Below are 26,142 nucleotides of genomic sequence, written 5' to 3'. Positions count from 1 at the left end.
AATGAATGTGATGGGCACTTGATTAATAATTTTTTAAATACAGCAGTTAGGAATAAACATGCCAACAATTATTGTAGAAAATGATGTTTCACAATGGGAGGATCGAACAGGGGAGGTTTATCATTTTCCTAAAAGGTATAGAGAATTACTATTACCGGGTGAAAAAGTTATTTACTACAAAGGTAGGATGAACGATAAAAGTTTTGAGGCAAGTCGTTTAAGTAAGTCTCCCCATTATTTTGGCATTGCTGAAATTGGATCTGTTATTTCTATTAAGAATGACAAAGAGTTGTTAGCAGAAATTATTAATTTTAGGCCATTTGAGAAAGCTGTCGATTTTCAAAAAGATGGTGAATATTTAGAAAAAATTCCAAAAAGTAAGAAAACAAATTATTGGAGAGACGGCGTAAGAAAGATTGATGAAGATACTTACAATGCAATTCTATACCTAGCAAATTTAGGACCTGTTTCAGAAACTAAAACAGTATTATCTAAGGATGATAATCAGAGTTTTGAGTCGGGGATTGAAGGAAAAGCATCTGTGTATACTGGTACTAAATATGAGAGAGATCAGACGCTTAGAAAAAATGCAGTTTTAATTCATGGATGTACTTGTGTTGCATGTGGCTTTAATTTTGAAGCATTTTATGGGGAGTATGCAAAAGGATTTATTCATATTCATCATGTGGAACCTCTTTTTGAAACCGGTGAAAAGAAAGTAAATCCTGAAATTGACTTGGTCCCCTTATGTGCAAACTGCCATGCAGTAGTGCACAGAAAACGAGACAAAACATTAACGATAGAAGAACTACAAGAAATGATTAGGAAACATGTAGTTTAGAAAATTTGATTATGTTTGTAGCAAAAAATGATTGTTTTACCTATGACATTAAGCCTGGATTCTAATTTCAGGCTTTTTTTAGATACAAACTAGCAAAAGGCAATTTCTAAGGCCTGACAGGAGAATGCCAAAATATGCACAGATTTAAAGCTATATAGATTATATTCAATTTGCTAAGCCTAGCCTGACGGGGCGAAAGTCGGTCACCCAATCCGATTGGCTTAGTAGTTCATTGGGGGCTATGGGAGGCATTTATAGTGTTAATTGGTAAAGTGATAGATTCATTGGAAAATGACTATTTCTACGTATGGGAGATTGCTGAACTTTTATATAGTCAGGCTGAAGGTAACTGGGAAGATGTAGCTAAATTTTTAGGATACTATGATTTCGAAACCAGATTGCCGTTATATAAACATGATTATTGTTACCGTGTAGCAGAAGAATCTGACAAGACATCTATTCGAAAATTTATTGATTTACTAGATTCCTTTTTACCTTTTGATAGTGAGGAAAAAACAAAAGCAATTATTAGCTCAGCTAAAGTTGCTGTTAGTATGCATTTATGGTGTAAAGAGGATGTTTATAATTTTCAGCCTATTATGGATTTAGGTATTATTAAAAAACCTCATATACATGAGATTAAAAAAATCTCCCCTGATAAGTTGATAACAGAGTTACAGGAAAAAGATGCGGAAATAGAATTATTAAAAAGGAAACTCCAATCATTCCAAAAAAATGACCTATTAAATCAGATATTAGATGAACAGCATCCTTATTATGCTTTAGATCTAGCAAGAGCAATACAGCTTTGGAAACATGCTTATATCGAATCAAATAAAGAAGATAGTCATACAAATAAAGCTAATTTATGGATAGCTAGAAATACTAATTATGATGTTAATAAGTCATCAGGGAGTAGGCTGAGGGAGATAACTACCCCGTTAAAAGACTGGAATCCTCAGCGAATTAAATAAGTTTAAGTATTTGATTTATATATAGCTTACCTAGATTGGGTGGGCTATTTTTTGCTTAGCTGACCTTACAGCACCTATATGATAATTTGCTTTTATGCACTAACAATATTCAGCCATACAGGTGCATAAATGACTATTCAACCTATCCGCGTTCAATTCAAAACAGCTTGTGAGCTACTAGACATAAGCCGTGAATCATTACGTCATATTGTACGTACCGATATTACTTTCCCGCGGCCAATTAAAGCAGGTGATACAAAGCAAGCCCCAGTCTATTTTGACTATGCCGAGCTTGTAGAGTGGCATAACAACAAAAAGCAAAGCCTTTCTACTTTGGAGGCTTGAGCATGACTAATAATACTCAATTTCAGCAAGTTTTAGACCATTTGAAAAAATTCAACACCATTACAGCACTCGAAGCATTAGAGCTTTGTGGATGCCTTAGATTAAGCCCTATCATTCAGCGTTTACGTAATACTGGTTATGACATTGTGACTCATCGTGAGCGCAATAATAAGTGCACGGGAACACATGCTCGCTATGAATACAGAGGGGTGCAACGGTGAAGGATTTATTTTTAGACTTTATTAAAGGTTTATTAATGGGCATTTGTTTTGTTGTATTTTGCTTAATTATTGCAACCGCAAGCCATTCCATTTATTCTAATGACGTTCATCCACATGATGAGCTAGCTTTGACAGGCTACAACTACGAAGGCGCACACAGTCCGCATTGGGCTTTTTTTGTGCGTAATATCTCTATGCGTCCGCATCGTTATGTGGAGCTTGGGAGGGACACCTTTGGGTGTGCTGGTTTCCTTTGTAGCCAGTCTGTCAACCTTCTCAGGCTTCACACCAATCATTTGACAGTGGTTTGTGAAGCTCCAATTTACAAAGGAGCGCATTCCCATGCCTAATCAAATTAATACTGAATATCAATCAAAAGAAAGAATCCAAGCATGGATTGATGCAATGGCAGATAATAAACGCTATTGCTTTTATATCACCGTTGGACTTGCAGATAGTGATATTACTTATCCTCTAGGAAACTGGAATATTCCTTTTTATTCTTTGGAAGAAGCTGACCAGTTTAAGAGTGAAGCTCAGTTAAAATACCCCGATAGTCGTTTTAATTTTATTACAGGGACTTTGCGTATTAATCAGGCAATGGAAGCCGTTTCTTGTGTGTTCTGGGCTAAATGGCAAAAGAAACATAATGAGCGTATTTCTTTATTAGATACTAAAAAGGCGGTGTTACTGTGAATAACGCCGCCCAAAAATTTCAGCAAGACTATGATAAGCCTTTAGACATTCTAAAGCATTGCACACAGCTTGTATCGTTTGATGATGCTTATTCATCACATCCATTAATACAGCATTTTGGCAGTCCTGAGCAGCCAATCTATGTTGATGATGGCAATGTGGATATAAACGGCGTTACCTATGCACAGCCTTTGATTCTGCCTATCTATAACGGACAACTTGAGCTTGTACAGTGCGCTGTACTACAGGATGGTAAGAGTGTATCTGTCATGCCTGATGGATTGGCTAAAGGTTTTGCCAGGTATGGTGATTTTGACCATGCCCAACCTGTAATTATCACTTACAACCTAGAATCATTTTTTAAGATTGCCCAAACTGGGTACGCCGTTGTATTGGTCATATTGCCTACCTTATGTAGCAAACATAAAACAGAACTCAAGCCATTTGATTTTGAACAAATCCAGTTCGTCATTAATCAGTTAGCGAAGGTAGGTTATACAAAGTTATATCTACCTGTTAGACCTGAGCATATAAACCTTGAGCCATTCAAAGCATTGGAACAAAACACGGCGGTTAGATTGCTAAATCATTATCATAATGGCTATGAATGTGACTTATCCCAATATGATGAAGCGGATCAGGTGCAGGTATCGTTTGATTATGCTATCGCGGTTTTACCTGAAAAAAGCATTTTACCCAAAGGTCATTTAGCTAAGCCATTCAAGCTGGATGACAGTTCATTTTTGCATATTATGGATAGTGGACTATATCTGATTAATGAAAAGAGGGGGGAAGATGGCGAACTCAAGCAGACGCGCACGTTTATTTCTCATTCTGCAATCGTATTGGGAGAAGCAAGAAGCCTGAACAATGATAACTGGAAGCGCGTGATTAGATTCTTTGACAAGGACAATACACAGCACACGATATTAGTTCCTTATGAGCATTTCATGGGTGAAGCACAAGAAGCATTAAGAGTTATTGCCAATCATGGACTTATGCCACCGCGTCAAGCCTATAAGAAAAATATATTCATTAACTACATTCAGGATTATCCGATACAGAAGCGATTTAGATCGGTAGACCGTGCAGGATGGTACGGAAATAGCTTTGTTACTACTAATCGAACCTATGGCAACGGCACAGATGAAGAACTGCTGTTTTATAGCGATATGAAAGACGCCCATAGTACATTGGGTAGTTTTGAAGGATGGCAGGAGCTAAGCCGATTAATTGAACCTCACTCACTGGCTGTATTGGCATTCTCATGTGCATTTTCAGGACAGCTTATAACGCCATTAGCTATTGAAAGCGGTGGATTCCATATATATGGCATATCAAGCCACGGCAAAAGCACCATTACAAAAGCAGCTTGTGGGATATGGGGAAAACCTAAAGACATATCTAAGTCATGGCGTACCACAGATAATGCTTTAGAGAATGACGCTGAGTTAAGAAACGATAGCTTTATGAATCTTGATGAAATTGGGCAAAGTACGCCAAAAGCCGCAGCCGATATTATTTATATGGTTACAGGTGGACAGGGTAAAGTACGAAGCAGTAAATCAGGTAAAAATAGAGATTCTAAGCAATTTAACCTGATGTATACATCCACTGGAGAGATAACACTAGGGGAGCATTTACGCCGTGGGAATATTGAAATTGATGCAGGTTTATTACTTCGTTTTGCTCACTTATCTAGTGATGCAGGCAAAGGGTACGGCATATTTGACTGTATCAACTACGGTACTGAATCTAAGGACATCGGCAACCGTGTTAATGAACTTGCCGTGATGCACTACGGACATGCAGGTATTAAGTGGCTTGAATATCTAACCAGTGATAAAGATGCAGTGATGCAAAAAGCACAGGAGTTATTAGACAGCTTTATTGAGCAGCACACCCAAGCAAAGAGCGGACAGGCTAACCGTGTTTTACGCCGTTTTGCATTGGTCGCAGTTGCAGGAGAGTTGGCAACATTGGCAGGCATTACAGGATGGCAGCAAGGGCGCGCATTTGAGGCTGTAGCGCAATGTTTTAATAATTGGCTTGGCAGTCTAGGCAACGGCGAGAATATGGAAGAAACAAAGATTCTGGAGCATATCAAGGCGTTTTTTGAATCTAATGGAACGAGCCGTTTTGAGGACCTAACTGTAATCAGACAAACAAACGGTGAAGTCATCCGCCTTCGTATTCATAACCGTGTCGGCTACTACGACCCTGTAGATAAGGTTTACCTTGTATCCCCAACCATGTTTAAAAAAGAAATGTGCATCGGAATGAATGATGCAAACATCAAAAAGGTATTGATTAAGCACGGATGGATAAAGGAGTTTATCGAGGGGGATAAAAAGTTATATGTGAAAAAATCTAGCACTAAACTACCCGATGGCACACGTCCGAGAATGATGCACTTTAGCATTGAGGCTATGCAGAACATAGATAGTGAAATCTGAAAATGGATTTTATTAGGTGGACAAGGTGGACATGGAGATAATATTTATAGTTAATATATTGTTATATATAGATATTAGTATGTCCACTTTATACAAATATACTCATTTTAATAGGTGGACATAAGGTGGACATAGTTTAAAATAAATATGTATTGTCCACTTACTATGCTTTTTATGTCCACCTTTTTGTATGTTTTTTTCCTATAAGTGGTCATGATTAATTATTAAAAATTATACAGATATAGGTAGAAGTCCACTTTTTCCACCATGTCCACCTAAAAAGACACACATATACGGACTAACAAATTAAGAATAGAGGGAATGGAAAGATCAAAGAGGTGCAGAAAAGGAAATAACCGAGATTCGAGCTGATGAGCTGTAATTACTTTAAATGATAATAGCCCCTCCTTAATCGGAGGCTTTTTAATGTCTATATAATGGAACTGAATTGACATGACATGGATAACGTGTCGATTGGATACGCCTTATTCACCAGTCCAATAGCTAAACCTAGTCATAAGTTAGCTATAACTAGATATCTGCAATCTCTGTTTTGCCATACGCCATCCCACAAGAACGCCGTATTTTACAGATATACTATTCCTGAATTTACCTTGAGGAAACAGCAAAAAGTACAGCATAAAAACTCATGCAAACTTGATGAAGCAAAGCAGAAATACTTCATTTTTATTGGCATAAAATTCCAAAAAATAGCGCCAAAATTGTGTTTGACTATTTCCGATATAAAAAACAACCATAAATTATTTTAAGTTTATAAAATACAATAATTTAAAATTAATTTAATATGTTTTTTAGGGTTGTTTTAGCTGTTTCAGGAAACAACCCCATGAAGGATTTTGTCAAGCTAAAATTCAATGGTAATTGAATTGGCAAAATATGACATTTACTTAGTCGAAAATCACCAATAGTTCTGAATAAGAAGAGACTTCATAAACATTAAATATTTAACTATTGAAAAATAGAGGTTTATTTAATCGATGCAGCTTTTTCTAGATAAGAAATAACTTATAGTTCCGCAAATAGAATATTACTTTTCATGGTTTTTAATGGGTACATTCAGTAGAATCCATTGTATTCAATAAGACATTATTTATGGGTTTGGGGACTTATGTCTGCTTTTTTTAATTTATTAAACACATATAGAACAGCAGCTAAAACGGAACGGGAAAAAGGAACTTATTTTGAGTTGCTTTGCATCAAATATTTTGAAAATGAGCCTTTCTATAAAGAAGAATTTTCAAAGGTTCAAACATATACCGATTGGGCGAAAGAGCAGGGCTTATCAGGTAAAGATACTGGCATTGACCTTGTAGCAACGACCAAAGACGGTGAGTTTCACGCGATCCAATGCAAACTCTATGATGCAGACCGTAAAGTATCCAAATCTGAAATCGACAGCTTCCTGTCAGCAGCATCTAAAACCTACTTTTCCCGCCGTATCATTATCAGCACCACACACGCATGGTCGGACAATGCTTTAGCGACCCTAGAGAACCAAGACCCGCCTGTTACTAAGATCGACTTGGAAACCCTAGAGCAGAGCGCGATTGACTGGTCAAAGTTTGCCGAAAAGAAAGAAATTGTTTTTAAGCCTAAAAAGCAACTACGTGACCATCAAAAGGCCGCACTGACCAATGTTCAAATTGGCTTATATGAGCAAGGACTTGAGCGTGGTAAGCTGATCATGGCTTGTGGTACAGGCAAGACCTTTACCAGTCTGAAAATCGCCGAAGAATGCGCTGGAGCAGGTAAGCGCGTTTTGTTTCTTGTTCCTAGCCTTTCCCTACTCTCTCAGACTTTAACGGAGTGGACGCAGGAATCAAACACGCCATTACTTAGCTATGCAGTCTGTTCGGATACGGAAGTTGGTAAGAGCAAAAACAAAACTGCCATTGATGCCGTTACAACCTTGGCGCACGAATTGCAGTATCCGGCCACCACCGACGCGAAAAAGTTAGCCGAGAACGTCGAGCAGCGCCACGACGCTGATCACATGACCGTTGTGTTCTCAACCTACCACTCGATCAATACCATAAGTGACGCGCAGAATGATCACCAAATGGGTGAGTTTGACCTGATCATTTGTGATGAAGCCCACCGTACAACAGGCTCAACACATGATAGCGAAGATGATTCCAACTTCGTCAAGATTCACGATGGCGGTTTCATTCTTGGTAAGAAACGCATATACATGACCGCAACTCCGCGTATCTTCTCGGACGATGTAAAAAGCAATGCTACCGATTTCACTTTGTATTCAATGGACGATACGAAGCTATTTGGTGAAACGCTTTACACCATCAACTTCTCGGAAGCGGTGAAGCGCGGCTTATTGGTTGATTACAAGGTCATTGTCCTGACGGTGGACTCCGACACCATCATCGACAAGATTGGTTCAACAATTACAGAAAATGCCGATATTGTGGTTGATGACGCAGCGCGTATTGTTGGCTGTTGGAAGGCATTGTCTAAACAGGGCATTCATGCGGACGTTGAAGAAGATATTAACCCAATGCAACGCGCATTGGCTTTCTGTCAAGTGATTGACCAAACGGCGAAAGCGCGCAAACACCAAGTCAGCTCCACCCGTATTGCCGACACTTTCCATAAAGTTGTTGAAGCCTACCAAGAAGCCGAAGACAAAGAAGGCAATGAGATTTCACACCGCTTGGTCTGTGAAGCGAAGCATGTCGATGGTGGTATGGGTGCAGATAAGAAAGAAGAAAAACTGAATTGGCTCAAAGCAACGCCTGAGCCAGTTTTTGATGAAAATGGACAAGAGCGTCCAGTTTGCCGAGTATTGAGTAACGTCCGCTGCTTGTCTGAGGGTGTCGATGTTCCTGCGCTTGATGCTGTGTTATTCCTGACACCGCGTAATTCACAAGTTGATGTGGTGCAGTCAGTTGGTCGTGTCATGCGTCTTGCGCCAAATAAGAAGCGTGGCTATGTGATTTTGCCTGTCGTAATTCCACCTGGAGTAGAGCCACATAAGGCACTTGATGACAACCAAACCTATAAAGTGGTATGGCAAGTGCTAAACGCCTTACGTTCGCATGATGACCGCTTTGATGCCATGATCAACAAAATGGACTTAACCGGTATTGATAAGTCCAAAATGGAAGTCATTGCGATTAGCGACAAAGTGGCAGCAAAGGCGAAGAAAAAAGGCGCTGGCAAAGGTAGTTCAACGATTGGTACGCCGAACAAAAAGTCTAAAAAGGATGACATTGAAGATACTCAGCATTCCTTTAGCTTTGAATCAGGCGAAATCGAACGTGCGATCGTTGCCAAAGTGGTTCAAAAAGTTGGTAATCGCCACCATTGGGAAGATTGGGCGAATGACATTGCCAAGATTGCACAAACCCATATCAAGCTGATTACAGACATTCTGGCGCGTCCTGAATGTGACAAAGAACGTGCAGTATTTGAAGAGTTCGCAATTGAGATTCGAGATGACTTAAATAACGCTGTATCTGATGCTGAAATTATTGAAATGTTGGCGCAGCATCTTATTACCAAGCCCGTCTTTGATGCCTTGTTTGATGAGTACAGTTTCGCAGCCAATAACCCGATGGCTGTTGCCATGCAGAAGGTTTTAGATGTCTTAGATCAGCACCAACTCGACAGTGAAACCGAAGCACTACAACGCTTCTATGACAGTGTGAAGCTACGTGCATCAGGGATTGATAGTGCGGAAGGTAAACAGAAGATCATTGTTGAATTATATGACAAGTTCTTCCGTAATGCATTCCCTCGCATGACCGAGCGTCTAGGCATCGTATACACGCCTGTTGAAGTGGTAGATTTCATTATTCACAGCGTTAATGATGTTCTTCAACAAGAATTCGGCAAGAGCTTTGCCGATGAAGGTGTGCATGTTCTTGATCCATTCACGGGTACAGGAACATTCATTTCTCGCTTATTGCAAAGCGGTCTAATTCCACCGAAGAAATTGACCTATAAATACAAGAACGAAATCCATGCCAATGAGCTTGTATTACTCGCTTATTACATTGCAGCGATTAACATTGAAGCGGTCTATCACAGTGAGATCATTGACGAGTACACGCCATTTGAAGGTATTTGTTTAACTGATACTTTCCAAATGTATGAGAAAGAGGACTTAGTCGATCAAGTATTGGTAGACAATAGTGCACGCCGTAAACGTCAAAAGTCGCTTGATATTCAAGTCATCATTGGCAATCCGCCATACTCGGCAGGTCAAGATTCAGCAAATGACAATAACGCCAATATAAAATACCCTGCTTTAGATGAAAAGATTCGCCGAACTTATGCTGATCGTTCGGTAGCAACACTTAAGAATGCGCTTTATGATTCATATATACGTGCAATTCGTTGGGCAAGTGATCGTATTTCAACTCAAGGCGTGATTGGCTTTGTGACAAATGCAGGATGGATCGATGCAAATACAGCAGACGGTTTACGTAAATGTCTAGTTGAGGAGTTTAGCAGTCTATATATCTTCCATTTACGTGGAAATGCTCGAACCTCGGGTGAACAACGTCGTAAAGAAAAGGACAATGTATTTGGACAAGGGACAAGAACACCAATTGCGATTTCAATTCTTGTAAAGAATCCACAAGCTGAACAACAAGGTCAGATTTACTTTTACGATATTGGGGATTATTTGAGTCGAGAAGAAAAGTTAAGCAAAGTTAATGAGTTTAAAAGTTTGCAAGGTATTACGACGGTTAACGGATGGAAAGTTATTACACCTGATGAACATGGCGATTGGTTGAACCAACGTGATGACAGTTTTAGTAATTTCATGCCACTAGCTAATAAGAATACGACTCGTAGTTTATTTAATATTTACACGAATGGTGCGAATACCAATCGGGATATTTGGTGTTATAACTATTCGAAAAATAAACTTAGAAATCATATAAATTTAACGATTGATACCTTCAATGAATCTGTCTCAAGTAAACAGATGATTACTGATTTAACTAAAATTAGTTGGTCTGTAAATCTAACTAAATCTTTTGAAAAAGAAATGAACTTCAAAGAGTCTATAGATAGCTATTGCACATCTATCTATAGACCTTATACGAAAACGAATTTATATTTTCACCGTGATTTAGTTGAAAGAACAAATCAATTACCACGTATTTTCAAGCATAATCTTTATAATGAAGTAATTTCAGTTGTAGGTTTGGGAACTCCTAAAGAGTTTTCTTGCGTAATATGTAATGTACTACCTGATCGCCAAATCCAAGCCAATGGTCAATGTTTTCCACTCTACCTCTATGAAGAAGTAACCCAAGAGAAAAGCGTTGGTTCGGGTGATTTATTTGATAAATCACTTGATTTAACTGTGACTGAAACCAAGTATGAGCGCAAAGACGGCATCAGTGACGAAGGCTTACAGCACTTCCAAACTGCTTATCCTAGCGAACAAATCACGAAAGAAGACATCTTCTATTACACCTACGGTTTACTGCACAGTGAAGAATACCGTAATCGTTATGCGGACAACCTCACTAAAGAGTTGCCACGTATTCCATGTGTAAAGAAAGCTGAAGATTTTTGGGCGTTCTCAAAAGCGGGTCGTGAGCTTGCACATTGGCATTTGAACTATGAAACCATTGAACCGTACAAAGCAACATTGGATACAGGTAGTACGGCGTACAACCAATTAACCGCTGAAGACTTCTATGTTGAAAAGATGAAGTTTGCTAAGAAAGGCGAAAAAAGCACGGTTGTTTACAACAAGCGCATTACGATCAAGGACGTCCCTGTAGAGGCGTATGAATATGTGGTGAATGGTAAGCCTGCACTTGAGTGGGTAATGGAGCGTCAGGGCGTTTCTACGCACAAAGACAGTGGTATCGTCAATGATGCAAACGATTGGGCGACTGAGACGATGAACAATGCTGCATACCCGCTTGAGCTGTTCTTACGAGTGATTACGGTCAGCCTTGAAACGATGAAGATTGTGAAAGCGTTACCGAAGTTGGATATTTAAATTTTAAGTTTTAGAGCACTAGAGATATCTAGTGCTTTTTTATATAGAAAGCAAAATTAGGGGCGTTTAATGTTAAGTGCAAATAAAGAACAAATTAGTTCTTTTTTAGAAGGTAGTTTGCAATTCCATATTCCATTTTTTCAAAGACCTTATGTTTGGAAAATAGAAAACTGGCAAGAGTTCTTTGATAGTATTTTAGAACAATTTGATAAAGATAACTTGGAAACATCTGAGCACTTTATAGGAACTATTATAGTTCAACAAAAAGAAGCAAAGAAGATGGGAGCGAATGAATATGATTTAGTAGATGGTCAGCAAAGATTAACTACCATTTGCCTTTTAATTCGTGCAATTCATGATGAGATTGAAGATAAGGACTTAAAAGATTGGGTAAAAAAATTAATAATTTTTACAGACAAAAAAGGTAAGGCAAATCCTCGTATCGTTCATAGTCAAAATGATAGAAATAAATTTGAAAAATTACTAATTGATGAAAAAGAGAATTTCGAAATTTGGAATGAAGTTGAAGATTTTGATCTTACTCTATTAGAAAAATATATTGAGTTAAGTTTAAGCAACAACGCTATTGATGGATGTTATTTGTATTTTCGAAAACGTCTCGTTGATATGCTTAATGAAAAATCAACTGATAATGAAGAAAGAGACGAGTATTTAAATGCATTTCTAGATGTTATTTTGAATAATTTACCTATTATTCATATGGCTTTATCTAAGGGAGATGATGTTCAGGAAATTTTTGATACGATTAACTCACAAGGTGTAAAGCTTACAACTTCAGAATTATTAAAAAATTATTTATTTAGAAATGAGCAAGAATCCATAGATTTGTATAAGGAAAATTGGTATTCAGTCTTTGAACAGAATGAAGATGATATAGAGTTTTGGTCTTCCGAACGTACATCAGGTCGTATACGTCGCTCTACAATAGAGTTATTTTTATATAGTTATTTAGTTATTACAAAAGAAGCACCCGTTAAATTAGAAAAACTTTTTAAAGAATATAAGAATCTTATAAAAGGAAAATCTAAAAATGAATTGGCAGTTTTAATTAAAGATTTAAAAGAACATGCTGTAGTTTATCGAGCCATTCCAGATGGTATTGATCTTAAGTCACTAGCCTATAAAGAATACAAAAAACGTTTTTTCCAGATCGTTTCAGAATTTGAAATTACAACAATTATGCCTTTAATGTTGTACATCATGAAGCAAGTACAAGATGAGTCTGAACTTGAAAGAATTCTAGCGGTTTTGGAATCCTATATTGCGCGACGTACCATTTGTAAGCTAACTACTAAAAACTATAATAATTTATTTTTAGGTCTATTAGTTGAAGTTAAAAAATGGAATGAAATTACTAGTAAAAAGTTATTGGAAAAGCTTCTGACTTATACTGAAGATACCAATATCTTCCCGAGTGATGATCAAGTTCAAGCAGCTGTATTTGAAAAAGCTTTAATCAACAAATATACGCGAGAAATTCTATATATTATTTCTTTATATGATTTGAATGACCCTAAGACAGACAATCATTCACTGTCATTAGAAGGCTTTTCATTAGAACATTTAATGCCAAAGAAATGGGAAAATAACTGGGAAATTCCAGATTCAAAAGAGAAAATTGAGCTAAATAATTTTAAGCTGCTGACCCTGGGGAATTTAGCGTTAATTAAAGGTTCATTGAATTCAAAATTGCGTGATTCAGCATGGCCAATTAAACGCAACGAATTGGATACTTACTCAACATTAAAGCGCACTAGAGAATGTCTTGAGAATAAGGTTTGGGATATAAAAGCTATTGATGAACGCTCAAAAAAACTATATGAAACCATTATAGAAATTTGGGAAAAATAATTTTTAGAAAAATGGGTATTAGGGGAGGGTCTAATACCTTATTTAAATTAAAGAAAGTAAGAAATAATTTATGAATTTATATGAAATATTGCATGTTTCTCAAGATGCACCAGAAGAAATTATTAAGCTTGCGTATAAGGGATTAGCCCAAAAGTATCATCCAGATCGATATAAAGGTAATGATGCGAATGAAATAATGGTAAAAATTAGAGATGCATATGAAACTTTAATTGATCCAATTAAACGTAAAAATTATGATCAATTTCTTGCAGCGCAAGCTCAACGTAAACGGCAGCAAGAGGAGGATATAAAGAAGAAGGAGCAAGAAGAGTTTATCCGGGCTCAAAAAGCAGCTTTTGAACAAAAGGATCAAACTGGTTTTAGTACCCAAGCTAAACAGAAAACTCAAGATTCTGATTCCAAGAGTTTTAAAATGAATATCTCCATTGATGTTCCAAATAGCTTTTCTATTTTTTCTCCTTTTATAAAACTTAAAAATTGGATCATTACAAAGAAAAAAGTTTTCTTACAGATAGGGAGCACTTTTATCGCATTAGCTTTAATTCTCACACTTGCAATTGCAGCAACCTCATATATGAATAATTTATCAGTTAAAACTGATGCAGCGACGATGACAGCGGCTGATGAAGCCGTAACAGCAGCTGATGAAGCAATAGCAGCGGCTGAAGAGTTAGGTGCTATATTGAATGATAGTGAGGAAGCGATTGACACTGAAGCACAAGTGAAGGAAATAGATAGTAATGCTTACAATAGTGAGTTAGAAAATAATATTTATAATAGTGTTGAAGTTGTAGAGCGATCTGAAAATACAGCATTAGCACAAGATGAGTTTTTAATAAAAACATCAGTCAAAAAGTTAGATGCGGTAATGGCTTTGTCTGGATTGATAGGAATAAAAGAGGAAATTAAAACATGTTACGCAGATATTAATTCAAATAAGAAGTATTGCTTCTACCTTGATTATTCGGCAAGAATTTTTGATGCGAATGTTTCTCATGGAATGAATGCTGAACCTAATGAGTTTTTTGCAGAAGAACTTTTTCTTGAGAGAACTTTTGTTAATTATTATCTTCCTATGAATATTACAGATATGAATCAAATTAATAAGCATTTAATGGATTCATATAATGAAATTCTTCCTATTTTGCATCAACAGTTTACTCAATAAAATAAATTCCTATTTTCTCAACTCTGGGAAAATGGGAATTTTTCGAAGATAGAAATGTAAATTTCCATTAATTAATTTATATATGATTAATGTAGTGTCAATAGATAAGGTTGAGTTTTTTATTGATTTAAATATTTTTATATTAAAATTATTCAGATTTTTGAGATGAATAGAGGTAGATCGCTGGCGGAAGTTTTACTTCTTTTGTTATTTCTATATGATTTATATCTGAATAATTTAATTGTGTGAGATTGTTTGGTAATTTTCTCAAAACTCAGTTGGAAAATGGCCTAGCAACAAGTGATTTGTACACTGTTATGTACACTGTGATTTTTTAATAAAATTTAATATATACAAAACAGTAGTTTATGAAATATGTTCAATTGTCGCCACCCCACCAAAATTCAAAAGTAAATCCGAAGATCTTCAGCTAAAGGCTTGAACCGTAAGGGTTCAAGCCTTTTTTGTTTTAAGATCATTACATATCATTTAAGAACATTTTGAAGTGAGGCTGTACACATAGGGTGTACACAACGGAAAAATTGAACTGGATGTGTACAAATCATGAAGCGGACGCAAATAAAGCGTTTTCCAATCGCTGATACAGCATTGGAAAACCTAGAACCTGAGGCAAGTGAGTACCGAATTAAAGACAGTGAAAGTCTTTATTTTAGGGTTGCGCCAAGTGGGAAAAAATCTTGGGTTTTTCGTTATAAAAGAGAAGATGGAAAATGGTCTTGGATTAGTTTGGGAGCATATCCGCTAATCTCAGGTGCTAAGGCAAGAAAAAAAGCTCGGGAATTACTTAATGATATAGTTGATGGTAAAAATCCAGTTTTTACTAAAAAGCAGAAGCAAGAGAAAGAACTTAGTGAGCGTAAAGATTTGTTCAAAGCCTTAGCTCAAGAATGGCTAACGATCCGTCAAGGGAACTGGGTTGAAGCTACTTTTGTTAGAAATAAAGGTGCATTAGAAAAACATATTTTCCCAAAATTTGGTCATAGACCTTTTGATTCGATTCTAGCTGTTGAATGGTTTAACCATTTGCGAGCTATTCAAGTTGAACAGGGAATTAATGAACAGGTTAAAAGAATTTTAACCATGTGTCGTGATATTTATAATCTAGCAAAAGTTACGGGACGTATTGAATATAATCCATTAGAAGGTATACATAAATATCTAGAAAATGGTGTGTCGAAAAGTATGCCACATGTGGGTACTGAAGATGTTCCAGATTTACTCAGAACTATTCGACGGTATCCAGCAGAAGAAACGAGAATAGGCTTATTGCTACTTAGTTATTTATTCTGTCGTCCTTCTGAGCTTAGGGAAGCGACTTGGGACGAATTTAACTTCAAGACGAAAATTTGGTCTATACCCGCTGAAAGAATGAAGAAGCGGCGAGAACATATTGTTCCGTTGCCTAATCAAGTGTGTGAATTACTAAATCGACTGAAAGATCTTAATCCAAAAAGTGATTATCTTTTTCCAAGCAGAACAGATGTAAATGAGCCAGCCTCTGATACAGTCTTTATTATGGCTTTACGCCGTATGGGATATGAAGGCAGGCAGACACCACACGGATTTTCTTTTTCAAATTCATAATTATATCTGATAGATAGAAAAGTCATCCGCAACTGTTTGAGGCAGGACTAGATTTAAAAATGATTGTTTCTGCGACAAATTTACTAGTCGATGGTGGCTGACGAGTTTTGCGGATGACAAATGCCTTTGGTTACTTTGGGCGAAACCAAAGTAACAAATAATTTACAAGAATTTGATTTATAACATTAATATTCCGCCTTGAATGACTAAAAAATTAAAGAGTCTATTTCTAAACTCCTTAACTGATCAGCATTACCTAATATTAATGGTTTTTTATGTGAGATCTATATCTCACTATGTGCATATAAATTAAGCCACCGAAATCATTCAGCAATTCAGATTATGGAGTCATTGGCTTAAACATGATTCATGTAATGATGATTATTTTGACTAAATCGTTATATGGGAAAATTCAAATAAAACATGAAACAATTTGTTAGTTTTTGTTAAATAATATTTGTCCATTGTTAAGGTTATATTAACTATCTAATTTTATTAAAAAAAAATCAAATAAATAGTTTGAAAGTAAAAAAAACTGTCTAGAATGTTGCAAAAGAAACTCAAAATATGGGGTGTGTCTTGATTCATAATCAGGATAAAGTAGTGTGGAATTTAGCATCCGGAACTTGGGTTCAAGATGACAAAGTCGGTTATACCTTAAAAAATACGCCGAATTTAAGAATTGCAGATCATGTGAATCCTCACTTTGTTAAGCAATTACTTAATTTGCCAAGTTTGGGTGCGAAAATGTATCCTTCTGAGTTTTTGTATGATCCTGAAACGGGTAAGCATCTAGAAAAAGCAAAAATCAATTCAGATTCATATTGGCTTGCACCTTATGGGCAAAGTTTACATTATGATGATGGTCGTCAATATGTGGATAATCACGGCTTGCAATTGAGTAGCCAACTCAAAGAATTAGAACGTAAACCTGATGTCAGTAATGATGCGCTACTGAAAATTAAAATGCCGCCAAGAGGAATTTTTGAATTTGTGTCTATTAAAACAGGTACAGATATTCCTCAGCTAATAGCATTGAATAAAGTAAATGGAAGTCTATCAATTTGGAGCCAATATAATAATGAATGGCTAGATTTAAGTAATCAAGGTCCGCGTTTAGAGCGCTGCCCAGAACCAATAGAAGAATATTTACACCTTTTAGGTGTTATGAGTGCAGATGGAACACCTCATTTATATATTCCGACTAAAGCTGGTTTGGCACGAGTTATTATTGATGGGTTATCGTTGAGATATCAGACGCAGTATGTGACTGAACATAATCCATGTTTGGGTATGCCTGTATATTGGAATAAAAAAATATTACAACCAATGTTGATCAATAATCAGCTGCAGGTTGTTGATGTACTTACTCGGCAGACATCAGTAGTAGTAAATAATCCAGCATCAGAAATTTATTTTGAAAAAGTAGTGTATGACAATAGACGTATTATTTGGATTGGTAAATCAGGCCAGTTGATTTTAAAATTTGAGGGGCTTGATAATCAAGAGCTAAGGGTCGTTTACGAGATGTGGATACCAGGATATAAGCCTGATTTTCGTTTTGGCGCACCTTATGATGATAGAAAAGGTAATTTCTACCAATTCTGTACAAGTCAGAATGCTGAGAAAGGACCTTGGTGTTATATCGAGCTCGATGCAGAAAAACCACATGTACAACCTTCTTTATTTCGTTTTACCACTGGCTTTTCAAAATTCTACCTGGGTGACAAACTTGACGTAAAAGATATTTGGAAAGAAAAAGTTGGTGTTGAACCAACACATCGTTTTACGGTTCCACTTATTGAGGATGAAAAGCACCAACTAATTTTAGGTTTTAGTTTTGATACAGATACAAATATAGGTATTGAGCAGAAACTTGCAGATGAGTCTAAACAGGATATTATGCTATTTATAGATACGCATGATGGGCTCATAGATTTTCATCGTGTTCAAGTTGAAAAGCCGTTGCAGTCAAGATTCTTTATTCATCAAAACATTTTGTATTTTTATAACCCTAGCTTAACTGAAATCTTAGGCTGGGAGCTTGCTGCATGAAGAAAATAGGATTAATGGCTTTAGTTAGCCTTATATCATCTTTGACTTGTGCAGGACAACATGCATTTTTAGTCCAAAACTCTGGTTGGATGGAACCCTTTTACCAAGATCAAAACTCGCAATTAAAACCACTTGTAAATGCTGTGGTTCAAACCGTCACGCAACCGAGTGACACTATTGCGGTAGCAATGTTTAACCAAAGCAATGCTGTGTCTAAATCACCTACGGTGATTTATCAAGGCGCCGGTAAACAAAATATTAGTCAGCAATTAAGCCAACAGAGCATCGCGAAAAAATCTGATAAAGCCTATGCAGATACCGATTTTAAAGAAGCTGTCGTTGCCACGATTACAGGTCCATTTGCGAAAAAGTCAGGCATTATTTGGATTTTTACTAACAATAAAAATAGTCCAAATAATGATGCGGCTACGGCTGAGCGCAATAAAGAATTCTATGAGCTGGTACATTTAGATCCTGCCATTAACAAAGTTATGGCATATCCATTAAAAATGCCTGTGCAAGGACAACATTTTAATGCATCTGGCTTAATGGTTTATGCCCTGGCTTATGGTGATCAGGCTGAAACTGAATTAAATCATTTGGTTCAATCAGGTCAAATGGAAAAGGTTTTCACCCAGCAACCTGCATTGTTAAAACCTTTAGACAAAGAACCAGTTCAACTCATTCCAACAGGTGTGAAAAACTCGTCTACGATTCATGCTTCTTTAGCATCTGATCAAAAAACCTTGGTTTTTAATTTAGAACCTAAAGATGTTATTCCTGAACTGAAGCTAACAGCAGATCTAAAAAACAAATTTTATCCTTACAACATTGCTGCAACACGCGTTGAAGCAAAGTTGAGATTGGCCAATGGTATGCAAGCACCGATTCAGATTTCTGAATCAGATATTCGTTTGATGACCAAAGACAACACGAAGCTAGAATTTCAAGTGCCAATTCCTTCGCATTTAATTGTGTCTCCATGGTCTTGGGAAGTGTTTAAGGCAATGGGTAAGGCAGTTACGATTCCTGCCAATATTGACGTGACTCTGTATGAGCAGAAGCTGAGCTTATCTGAAGATTTTAAACAGAATTTGCAAAATTTATTTCCTGGTGACCCCTTATCGGATGTCTTTGTTGCACCACAAAGTATTCAGTCTTCCACAGCCACAATTCCTGTGCAATTCCGTTTGCAATATCCATTATGGCCAGTTGTAGTCATGATTGCAGGGGTTTTATTGGCACTTGTATTCGGCATTTTGGCTTTGGCATTGAGTTCAAAACGTAAAAAATACGATGTTTGGGTTAATGGCTTGAAAAAACAAACCATCCAATTAAAACCATTTTCCAAGATGAGTGTTTATGGTGATTCAGGGGAAGAAATTGCGATTGTGAAACGTGGTATTTCAGACGCATCTGTTCAAGTTATAGATAAAAAATTTAGTGTAATACTTCGTTAAATAGTAAGTTTAATAAACATCCAGGGGGATATATGTCAGAGTCAAATACAAATAACGGTTTTGTTTTACCAACAGCAGATGAACAAGCTCAAACTGAAACAGCTACAGTAGCGCAAACTGTTCAAGCAGTGAATGTTCCAACAGTTCAAGAAGAAACTGGTTCTCGCGATCTCATGATTGCTGGAGGAATTATCGTTGTTCTTCTCATCGCTTTCTTTTTTGCAAAACGTGGTTTCAGCAATAGTTTGGTAAAAAAACGTATTTCTCCAAGCAAAGCAAGTATGGCAGGTTGGTGGTTATTTATTTTCCTTGCTGCAGTTGCCATTGGTGCAGTCTTGGCAGCAGTCAATCCAGTGAAATTCTTATCTTTGCTTATTTTGGGGCCATTAGGTGTTGTTGCATTGCTAAGTGCTGTCCTGGCATTTACATCAAGCCGCGCTTAAGCACTGAATATAAGTTAAGTAATTAAAAAATAAGCAAAAATAGGGGAAGAAGATGACGGACACGCAAAATGTCAACACAGGCACTGCAGCCAAAGCAGCAGAGCAGACCGTAAAACTCCGCCCAACACTTTATATTGGTGTCGGTGGTACAGGTATGGAAGTGATGATGCGTGTACGTCGTCGTATTCTAAATGCAAGTTGGGGCAGTGATAATGTTCGCTTAGAAAACTTATCACAGTTTCCAATTGCACAATTTATGCATTTTGACTTAGATCAGGGTGCAATTATTGATAGTGGCCGTGCACAAACTGAAGATTTGCAATATAACTTAGTCAAGTTTACGGATGATGAAAAAATTGTAGAGTCTTTTGATATTGAGAAATATAGCCGTGATGATGCATCACTGAGTCGTTATCCTCATATTCAAAATTGGTTACCGTTAACACCGAGAAAAATTCGTGAATTAGGCATTGATCCTGCAAAAGGTGCGGGACAGATTCGATCTGTATCACGTTTATATTTCTTTGATAAATATCCAAAAACACGTGACAAAATTCGCTCAAAATTAAATACATTAAAAGCAGGTTTATCACGCGATGACATGCTGAGAAAATTAAATCTACAGCTGGATACAAGTAAATTCCGTATCGTGGTTTTGGGTTCTGTGGCGGGTGGTACAGGATCAGGTTCATTTTTGGATATGGGATGGTTATCTAAATGGGTAGCAAGCAACGAAGTTGAAGCTGCTGATGTAGAGTTGATGTTGTTCTTACCGACGGGTTATTCAAGTGCCAATAAAGCACGTACTGAGGCCAATGCTTATGCAGCGTTGATGGAAGTTGAATCTGCAATGGTTGGGCATTCAAAGTATGTTGAAAAATGGGATGATTATGATCGTCCACAGCTTGCATCGAAGCCGTATGATGAAGTTCATTTAATTGATTCCGGTAACCTCGCACGCCAGCATACGGACAATATGAATGACGTGTATTCAATGATTGCGGATACTTTGTTCGAGGATTTTCGTTCTGCTGACTTTGCCAACCGTAAACGTTCGGTTGCAGTAAATCAACGTCAACATAAAATTCATATGTTTGCACCACCTGTACCAACAGGGCGTTTTGGTGACATGAAATTGAATTATTCATGTGCATATTCAGCATTTGGTCAATCGACTTTGGACACACTTGGTCGTGCTCGCTATGATGAATATGCGTACAGTTTGGCAGCGGACATGCTTAAAGCCTTCTTTGGTGTAGCAAGCGCAAATCCTGCTGCTAACCGGGCGAGTGAAAAAAAGCGTGATGCATTCATGGCCGAAAATATGAATCTCAATTTGGTGCCATTTAATAACCTTCCTGAGTTTTCAGCTGCGACATTAAAAAATCCAGAAATTCGTGAGTTAAATACCGAATTTATGGATTTAGAAATTGTAGATATTTTATTACGCTCAGGTCAGAACGGTGTCGAAGTAGATATCGCAGAAGAAACACGTCAGCGTGTTAGTCAGCGTATTAGTGAAATCAGTATTATTGATCGTGAACAGTGGGCAAATGAAGTCCGCAAAACAATGCAAAGCTTAATGCGTGATGTCATTCGTAATACAGATGCTATGGCAGATACAGCTGAAGACCGTGTCATGCGACGTCGAAAAGCATTATTTGAAAGTCTCAAAAAAGATATTGAAAGCCGTTTATATTTATATTTAGATAATCACGAACAAGGTGGTTTCGAATATGTGATTTCGCTAGTCGAACAAATTAAAGACCGTATTGAAAATGCTAACTCAGGTATTACATTACAGCTCAAAAATTCAGCCAATCGTTATACTGCGATTAAAGATGCCTTATTGACTTATGAATATGAAAAGCAACTGAAAGATTTAGAAGAAACAAAGGGTAAAGGGCTTTTAGCTATATTTGGTGGTGGGAATAAAGAAGAGCAAGCTCGTGCAGTGTTGGATAACCTGCGTAAAGATATCGCAAATATTCTTTCTTTCCACCTGCGTGCAAAAGCAGCTTTAGAAGCCATTGAACTGATGCAAGATATTTCAAACTGGTTAGGTAACAGTTTGGGTGTGGATGAAAGTGGAAAAACAATTTGGAATGGTGTGATGGGTGACCTGCAAAGTGGTCAAGAGTCTGTCATAGATATGATGAAACGTCTTGATCACGATCGCGAAGTGATTCATCAACAAATTCGTACCAAGCATGCAACTTTACAAATTATTGAAACTGACGATGTAAAAGAGCGTGAAATAGATCCTCGTTTAATGTGTGAATGGGCGGCTGAAGCATTTAAGGATTTTGGTGGTTCAAAAGAGCTATTTAAAATTCTTGTTGACCCGGATCAGCAAACACCATTATTGCTTAAAATTATTCGCATGGCAGAGCGTCGTCTAGTTATTTTTGAACAAAATGATCAAGAAGAAGATGCATTGTATAAAGCACTTGAAAATATGAGTGTAGTTGAACGTCAGAATGTATTTACTGAGTGGTTACAGCGTGCCATGCCTTGGGTTGATGCCAAAATGGGCGGTGATTTCACCCCACCACCAGACCGTTTCAAATGTTTTATCGGTGTGAATGGTGCAGATCAATTTAGCAAAAAGTACAAACATGAACTGACGGGATGTATTCCAAGTGGTTTAGGCTTAAATGCTCAAGCATTGTCGATTGTCGAAACCGGAGAACCTGGTCGAGCAGTCTGCTATGTCGAGCTATCAGGTATTCCTCTTACGATTTTACGGGGTATTGAGACTTGGCGTACTAGTTACCGTAAAGAAAGTGAAAGAACACCACTACATACGCATATTGACTCAACACGATTCAAGCATCCATATGCACCAACACCTGATGAATTAAACAGCTTGGCTGATGATTTTAAATGCTACTTAAAAGCAGTGATGTTGGGTGTTTTAAAACGTTGTGACGTTCCAGGCTTGATTCCAAGTGGGCAGTATGAATTTGCGGTCGCACGTGGCGATGTGCGTCGCTTAGGCAATGAACGTGGTTTCCGTTTAAATGGTTTACCTCAGACTTACCGTGATAACATTTATGATCAAGTGCAGCAGAAATTTAAATCACTCAGTGATGCAAATTTAACAATGCTAATTGCATTAGTTGATCATTATGAACGAGAGATTTATACCCCTCGTCTTGTTCAAAATGAAACGGGTGCGCAAGTTGAACATGTCGGTTTTGCATGTGCTATTGCAAAAGAATTAAAGAAAGAGCTGATCGAATTAGCTGAGCGTAAGGAAATTCCTCAAGAATTGATCGAGCGTGCATATGAATTAACTGAATATCGCGAAGAAATGGAAAAATGGGCTGAAGTACTCAAAGATTCAGATGAAGATGCATATCAGGATGAAATTCGCGAACCAAATAAAGGTCGACGCCTGAAGTGGGTGATGAATATGTCACCAAGTATCCTACAAATACATGAACAACTTCTTGTGAAAAATAGCATGGCAGATGTAGTACCAATAGCGACATTTGCGATGCCTGGTATGACACCTCCACCTACTCCAGGCGCAATGCCACCCCCAATTTTGCAGCAACCCCAGTATCAATATCATATTGCGATCAATGGGCAAAACTTTGGACCATACCCTCATTCAAAAGTAGTTGAAATGTTGCAGCAGCAACAGATTAACTCTGCAACGATGGTATGGCGTGAAGGTTTAGCTAATTGGATCGCAATTGCCCAATGCCCTGAGCTTGCAATACCTGTGCCGCCACCAATTCCTAGTATCCCGCCAATTTTACAATAATTGCTCATGCAGTATTGTCCTTGAAAAAGGGCAATACTGCCAACGCTCAACACAAAAAAGAAGTAATAGGTTAAATAACATGGCTAAGCAGAACGAAGAGATGGTTTGTATTGAATGTCAGCAGAAGCTACAGCTCAAGGTAAAATATTGTCCTTTTTGTGGTACTTTGCATGACGTTCAACTCCAAACTCCGCCTGTAGAGTCAAAGGAAATACCAATCATTCCAAGAGAGTCATTGAGTGAAAATCAAGATTCAATTGGAAGTCAAAGCCAAAATGAAGCTCAAATCGAAGAAAAATCAAACTCATCGGTTGTAGTTAAACACATCACAAAGCAGGGCAATAAAGAGCTAGTGGGTGTCATCATTGTTGGTTCGACCCTTGAAAACATGCGAACTTATGATCGTTACGCCTTTAAAAAAAATGAAGGAATTTTTGTACGTTTAAAGCATCTAGCAAATATTCCAAATGAATATTTAAGTTTGGAACAATATCAACTCAAGTTTCAAAGTGATCTGTCAGTCTTAGATGCTGAACCAGATGAGCCTCTTGAACCGATACAGCCTGCGGCTCCAATCGTAACCCCTCCACAACTACCATCAACCAGTCAACCTACACTGTTAGATCCACCACAGCAAAAAACCTCGAGTTTTAAATATATTGCGATTGCCTTTATCGTACTTTTGATGGTGATCTTTTTCTTGTTTAGTGGTAAAGAAAATATACAAGAAGAAGTGTCTATAGACGAAGAGGCACAGGTTGATCCTTGTGAAAATGTAAATGCAGAAATTAGTAGCTTTTTGAGTGAAAAAATGCCGACACGTGCATTGAGTATCATCAAACTCAACCAGGCAGAATGTAAAATTAATGCAAGTTTTGTGCAGTTGGTTGTATCTGCAGAAGCGCAAGCCACCTCTGCAAAAGAGAAACTCACTTTAGCAAAAGAGTATTTGCAAGCTGGAAACTTGGAGTTAGCACATCAGACATTGCTTGCTGCATTAGAACTTGATGCGGAACTTGTAGGTGGCCTAGAGCTGTTGCCACAGATCGAATCGATGATTGAAGAATTTAATCTTCAACAAGAAGAAGAGCTGGAAGCATCTATAGAAAGTGAAACTATACAAAATGAAGTTGAAAATTTTCCACAGCAAAATATGCATCAAGAAGTTGAGCAAGCACAGCGTTTAGCACAAGCAGAGCGTGAGCGTGCAGATGCACAACGCCAGGCAGAACAGGCTCAAATAGAACGTCAGAAAGCTGAAGAGGCTGCACGTAAACTAGCAGCAGAAGCAGCACGTCGTCAGAATGAAGCACGTTTTGATTCTCAGCTCAGTCGTGCAGAGCGTGCATTAAATGCAAATAACTACGGTTTGGCTAAATCTTTGGCTCGAGAAGTATTGTCTGCTTCTCCGAGTAATGGTCAAGCAAAACGTATTTTACGTCAGGCTGAAGCAGGTGAATCAGCAGCCTTTGACGATATGGTAATTCAATAATCATTTTATACTTTAAGAGGGAAATTTAATGAAAAAGACAATATCTGTTGCTATGTTGAGCTCAGCTTTAGTTATTTCAGGTTGTGCGAGTACAGGGGGATTGGCAACGTCAGCCAATGGGGGATGTAATACGGGAATGTCTACAGCAGTAGGCGCACTACTTGGTGCAGCAATTGGGGCATCTGTGGGTGATAGTAGTTATGCTGCAACAGGTGCTGCTATTGGCGGTGCGGTTTTTGCAGCAGGATGCTTAATGATTAATGCCCACACCATTCAGAAAAAATCAGCTGCTGAAGTTGAAACGGCATATAAGAAAGCCAATAAAGGGAAATTGCCTCAAACAACAAGGGTTCAACAGTATTCTACTGTTATTTTACCTAATCAAACTGTGGCAGCGAACCAAAATATTACAGTAAAATCAGATTTGACTGTTGTAGAAGGTGTTGCTGATCCTCTTCAGCGTGTCCAAGAAAAATTAGTTCTAAAAGATGCAAATGGAAAAGTGATACGTGAATTGGTGAAAGATGTTCAGGTTTCAACAGCCCAAGGCTATAGTTCTGGCGATTTTGAAAATTCATTCAGTTGGAAGTTTCCTTCGAGTGTATCAAAAGGACAATACTTACTTGATACTGAATTACTCGTGAATGGTAAAAAAGTCGCAAACAATACTCGTACGATCACATTAGTCTAAAATCTCTTAGAAATCCC

General features: G+C 37.6%; 17 protein-coding genes. All 17 read left to right on the top strand.

Features of this window, described 5'->3' with window-relative positions; genetic code table 11:
* The first annotated feature begins 58 nt into the window (after positions 1-58).
* The 17 genes from FTU44_RS05340 to FTU44_RS05260 all read left to right on the top strand — a co-directional run bounded on the left by FTU44_RS05340 (position 59) and on the right by FTU44_RS05260 (position 26,125).
* A complete protein-coding gene (locus FTU44_RS05340) occupies positions 59-841 on the top strand; it encodes an HNH endonuclease (RefSeq protein ID WP_180049735.1) in 783 nt (260 codons plus the stop codon).
* A 257-nt stretch (positions 842-1,098) separates the two neighbouring features.
* Positions 1,099-1,815 (top strand): hypothetical protein, encoded by a 717-nt coding sequence (locus tag FTU44_RS05335; RefSeq protein ID WP_180049733.1) that lies wholly within the window; start codon positions 1,099-1,101, stop codon positions 1,813-1,815.
* A gap of 129 nt (positions 1,816-1,944) precedes the next feature.
* Complete coding sequence (locus FTU44_RS05330; protein WP_100354866.1) at positions 1,945-2,160, top strand: transcriptional regulator; 216 nt, start codon at positions 1,945-1,947, stop codon at positions 2,158-2,160.
* 2 nt (positions 2,161-2,162) lie between these two features.
* Positions 2,163-2,381, top strand: a complete 219-nt coding sequence (locus FTU44_RS05325; RefSeq protein WP_180049731.1) for a helix-turn-helix domain-containing protein — start codon at positions 2,163-2,165, stop codon at positions 2,379-2,381.
* On the top strand, positions 2,378-2,731 hold the full coding sequence (locus FTU44_RS05320; protein WP_180049728.1) for a hypothetical protein: 354 nt from the start codon (positions 2,378-2,380) through the stop codon (positions 2,729-2,731). Before FTU44_RS05325 ends, FTU44_RS05320 begins: the two co-directional genes overlap by 4 nt.
* On the top strand, positions 2,724-3,077 hold the full coding sequence (locus tag FTU44_RS05315) for a hypothetical protein (protein ID WP_180049726.1): 354 nt from the start codon (positions 2,724-2,726) through the stop codon (positions 3,075-3,077). Before FTU44_RS05320 ends, FTU44_RS05315 begins: the two co-directional genes overlap by 8 nt.
* The gene (locus tag FTU44_RS05310; RefSeq protein ID WP_180049724.1) at positions 3,074-5,533 is read left to right on the top strand and encodes a DUF927 domain-containing protein; all 2,460 of its coding nucleotides are present in this window, start codon (positions 3,074-3,076) and stop codon (positions 5,531-5,533) included. Before FTU44_RS05315 ends, FTU44_RS05310 begins: the two co-directional genes overlap by 4 nt.
* Positions 5,534-6,662: 1,129 nt before the next feature.
* Entirely contained in the window at positions 6,663-11,543 is a 4,881-nt protein-coding gene (locus FTU44_RS05305; RefSeq protein WP_180049722.1) for a type ISP restriction/modification enzyme, read from the top strand.
* A 69-nt stretch (positions 11,544-11,612) separates the two neighbouring features.
* Positions 11,613-13,415 carry a DUF262 domain-containing protein gene (locus FTU44_RS05300; RefSeq protein WP_180049720.1) on the top strand — a complete coding sequence of 601 codons (1,803 nt, stop codon included), beginning with the start codon at positions 11,613-11,615 and terminating at the stop codon, positions 13,413-13,415.
* A 70-nt stretch (positions 13,416-13,485) separates the two neighbouring features.
* Entirely contained in the window at positions 13,486-14,604 is a 1,119-nt protein-coding gene (locus FTU44_RS05295) for a J domain-containing protein (protein WP_180049718.1), read from the top strand.
* Between the two features lie 564 nt (positions 14,605-15,168).
* Positions 15,169-16,209 (top strand): integrase arm-type DNA-binding domain-containing protein, encoded by a 1,041-nt coding sequence (locus FTU44_RS05290; protein ID WP_257226414.1) that lies wholly within the window; start codon positions 15,169-15,171, stop codon positions 16,207-16,209.
* A 603-nt stretch (positions 16,210-16,812) separates the two neighbouring features.
* Positions 16,813-18,264, top strand: a complete 1,452-nt coding sequence (locus tag FTU44_RS05285) for a hypothetical protein (RefSeq protein ID WP_253134344.1) — start codon at positions 16,813-16,815, stop codon at positions 18,262-18,264.
* On the top strand, positions 18,261-19,724 hold the full coding sequence (locus tag FTU44_RS05280; RefSeq protein ID WP_005096117.1) for a hypothetical protein: 1,464 nt from the start codon (positions 18,261-18,263) through the stop codon (positions 19,722-19,724). The genes FTU44_RS05285 and FTU44_RS05280 overlap by 4 nt, the downstream gene beginning before the upstream one ends.
* Before the next feature lie 32 nt (positions 19,725-19,756).
* Positions 19,757-20,167 carry a hypothetical protein gene (locus FTU44_RS05275; RefSeq protein ID WP_005096118.1) on the top strand — a complete coding sequence of 137 codons (411 nt, stop codon included), beginning with the start codon at positions 19,757-19,759 and terminating at the stop codon, positions 20,165-20,167.
* A 52-nt stretch (positions 20,168-20,219) separates the two neighbouring features.
* Entirely contained in the window at positions 20,220-23,942 is a 3,723-nt protein-coding gene (locus tag FTU44_RS05270) for a tubulin-like doman-containing protein (RefSeq protein WP_005096121.1), read from the top strand.
* A gap of 79 nt (positions 23,943-24,021) precedes the next feature.
* Positions 24,022-25,434 carry a lipopolysaccharide assembly protein LapB gene (locus FTU44_RS05265; protein WP_100534454.1) on the top strand — a complete coding sequence of 471 codons (1,413 nt, stop codon included), beginning with the start codon at positions 24,022-24,024 and terminating at the stop codon, positions 25,432-25,434.
* 28 nt (positions 25,435-25,462) lie between these two features.
* Positions 25,463-26,125 carry a hypothetical protein gene (locus FTU44_RS05260; protein ID WP_005096125.1) on the top strand — a complete coding sequence of 221 codons (663 nt, stop codon included), beginning with the start codon at positions 25,463-25,465 and terminating at the stop codon, positions 26,123-26,125.
* Positions 26,126-26,142: the final 17 nt, after the last annotated feature.

Source organism: Acinetobacter sp. YH12105, from assembly GCF_013419095.1.
GTDB lineage: Bacteria > Pseudomonadota > Gammaproteobacteria > Pseudomonadales > Moraxellaceae > Acinetobacter > Acinetobacter pseudolwoffii.
This window is presented reverse-complemented; position numbering and strand designations above follow the sequence as displayed.

Coding starts and splice junctions, on each gene's coding strand:
- FTU44_RS05260 (WP_005096125.1), top strand. CDS start 25,463: ATGAAAAAGACAATATCTGTTGCTATGTTGAGCTCAGCTTTAGTTATT.
- FTU44_RS05340 (WP_180049735.1), top strand. CDS start 59: ATGCCAACAATTATTGTAGAAAATGATGTTTCACAATGGGAGGATCGA.
- FTU44_RS05280 (WP_005096117.1), top strand. CDS start 18,261: ATGAAGAAAATAGGATTAATGGCTTTAGTTAGCCTTATATCATCTTTG.
- FTU44_RS05305 (WP_180049722.1), top strand. CDS start 6,663: ATGTCTGCTTTTTTTAATTTATTAAACACATATAGAACAGCAGCTAAA.
- FTU44_RS05300 (WP_180049720.1), top strand. CDS start 11,613: ATGTTAAGTGCAAATAAAGAACAAATTAGTTCTTTTTTAGAAGGTAGT.
- FTU44_RS05325 (WP_180049731.1), top strand. CDS start 2,163: ATGACTAATAATACTCAATTTCAGCAAGTTTTAGACCATTTGAAAAAA.
- FTU44_RS05330 (WP_100354866.1), top strand. CDS start 1,945: ATGACTATTCAACCTATCCGCGTTCAATTCAAAACAGCTTGTGAGCTA.
- FTU44_RS05290 (WP_257226414.1), top strand. CDS start 15,169: ATGAAGCGGACGCAAATAAAGCGTTTTCCAATCGCTGATACAGCATTG.
- FTU44_RS05315 (WP_180049726.1), top strand. CDS start 2,724: ATGCCTAATCAAATTAATACTGAATATCAATCAAAAGAAAGAATCCAA.
- FTU44_RS05270 (WP_005096121.1), top strand. CDS start 20,220: ATGACGGACACGCAAAATGTCAACACAGGCACTGCAGCCAAAGCAGCA.
- FTU44_RS05275 (WP_005096118.1), top strand. CDS start 19,757: ATGTCAGAGTCAAATACAAATAACGGTTTTGTTTTACCAACAGCAGAT.
- FTU44_RS05295 (WP_180049718.1), top strand. CDS start 13,486: ATGAATTTATATGAAATATTGCATGTTTCTCAAGATGCACCAGAAGAA.
- FTU44_RS05265 (WP_100534454.1), top strand. CDS start 24,022: ATGGCTAAGCAGAACGAAGAGATGGTTTGTATTGAATGTCAGCAGAAG.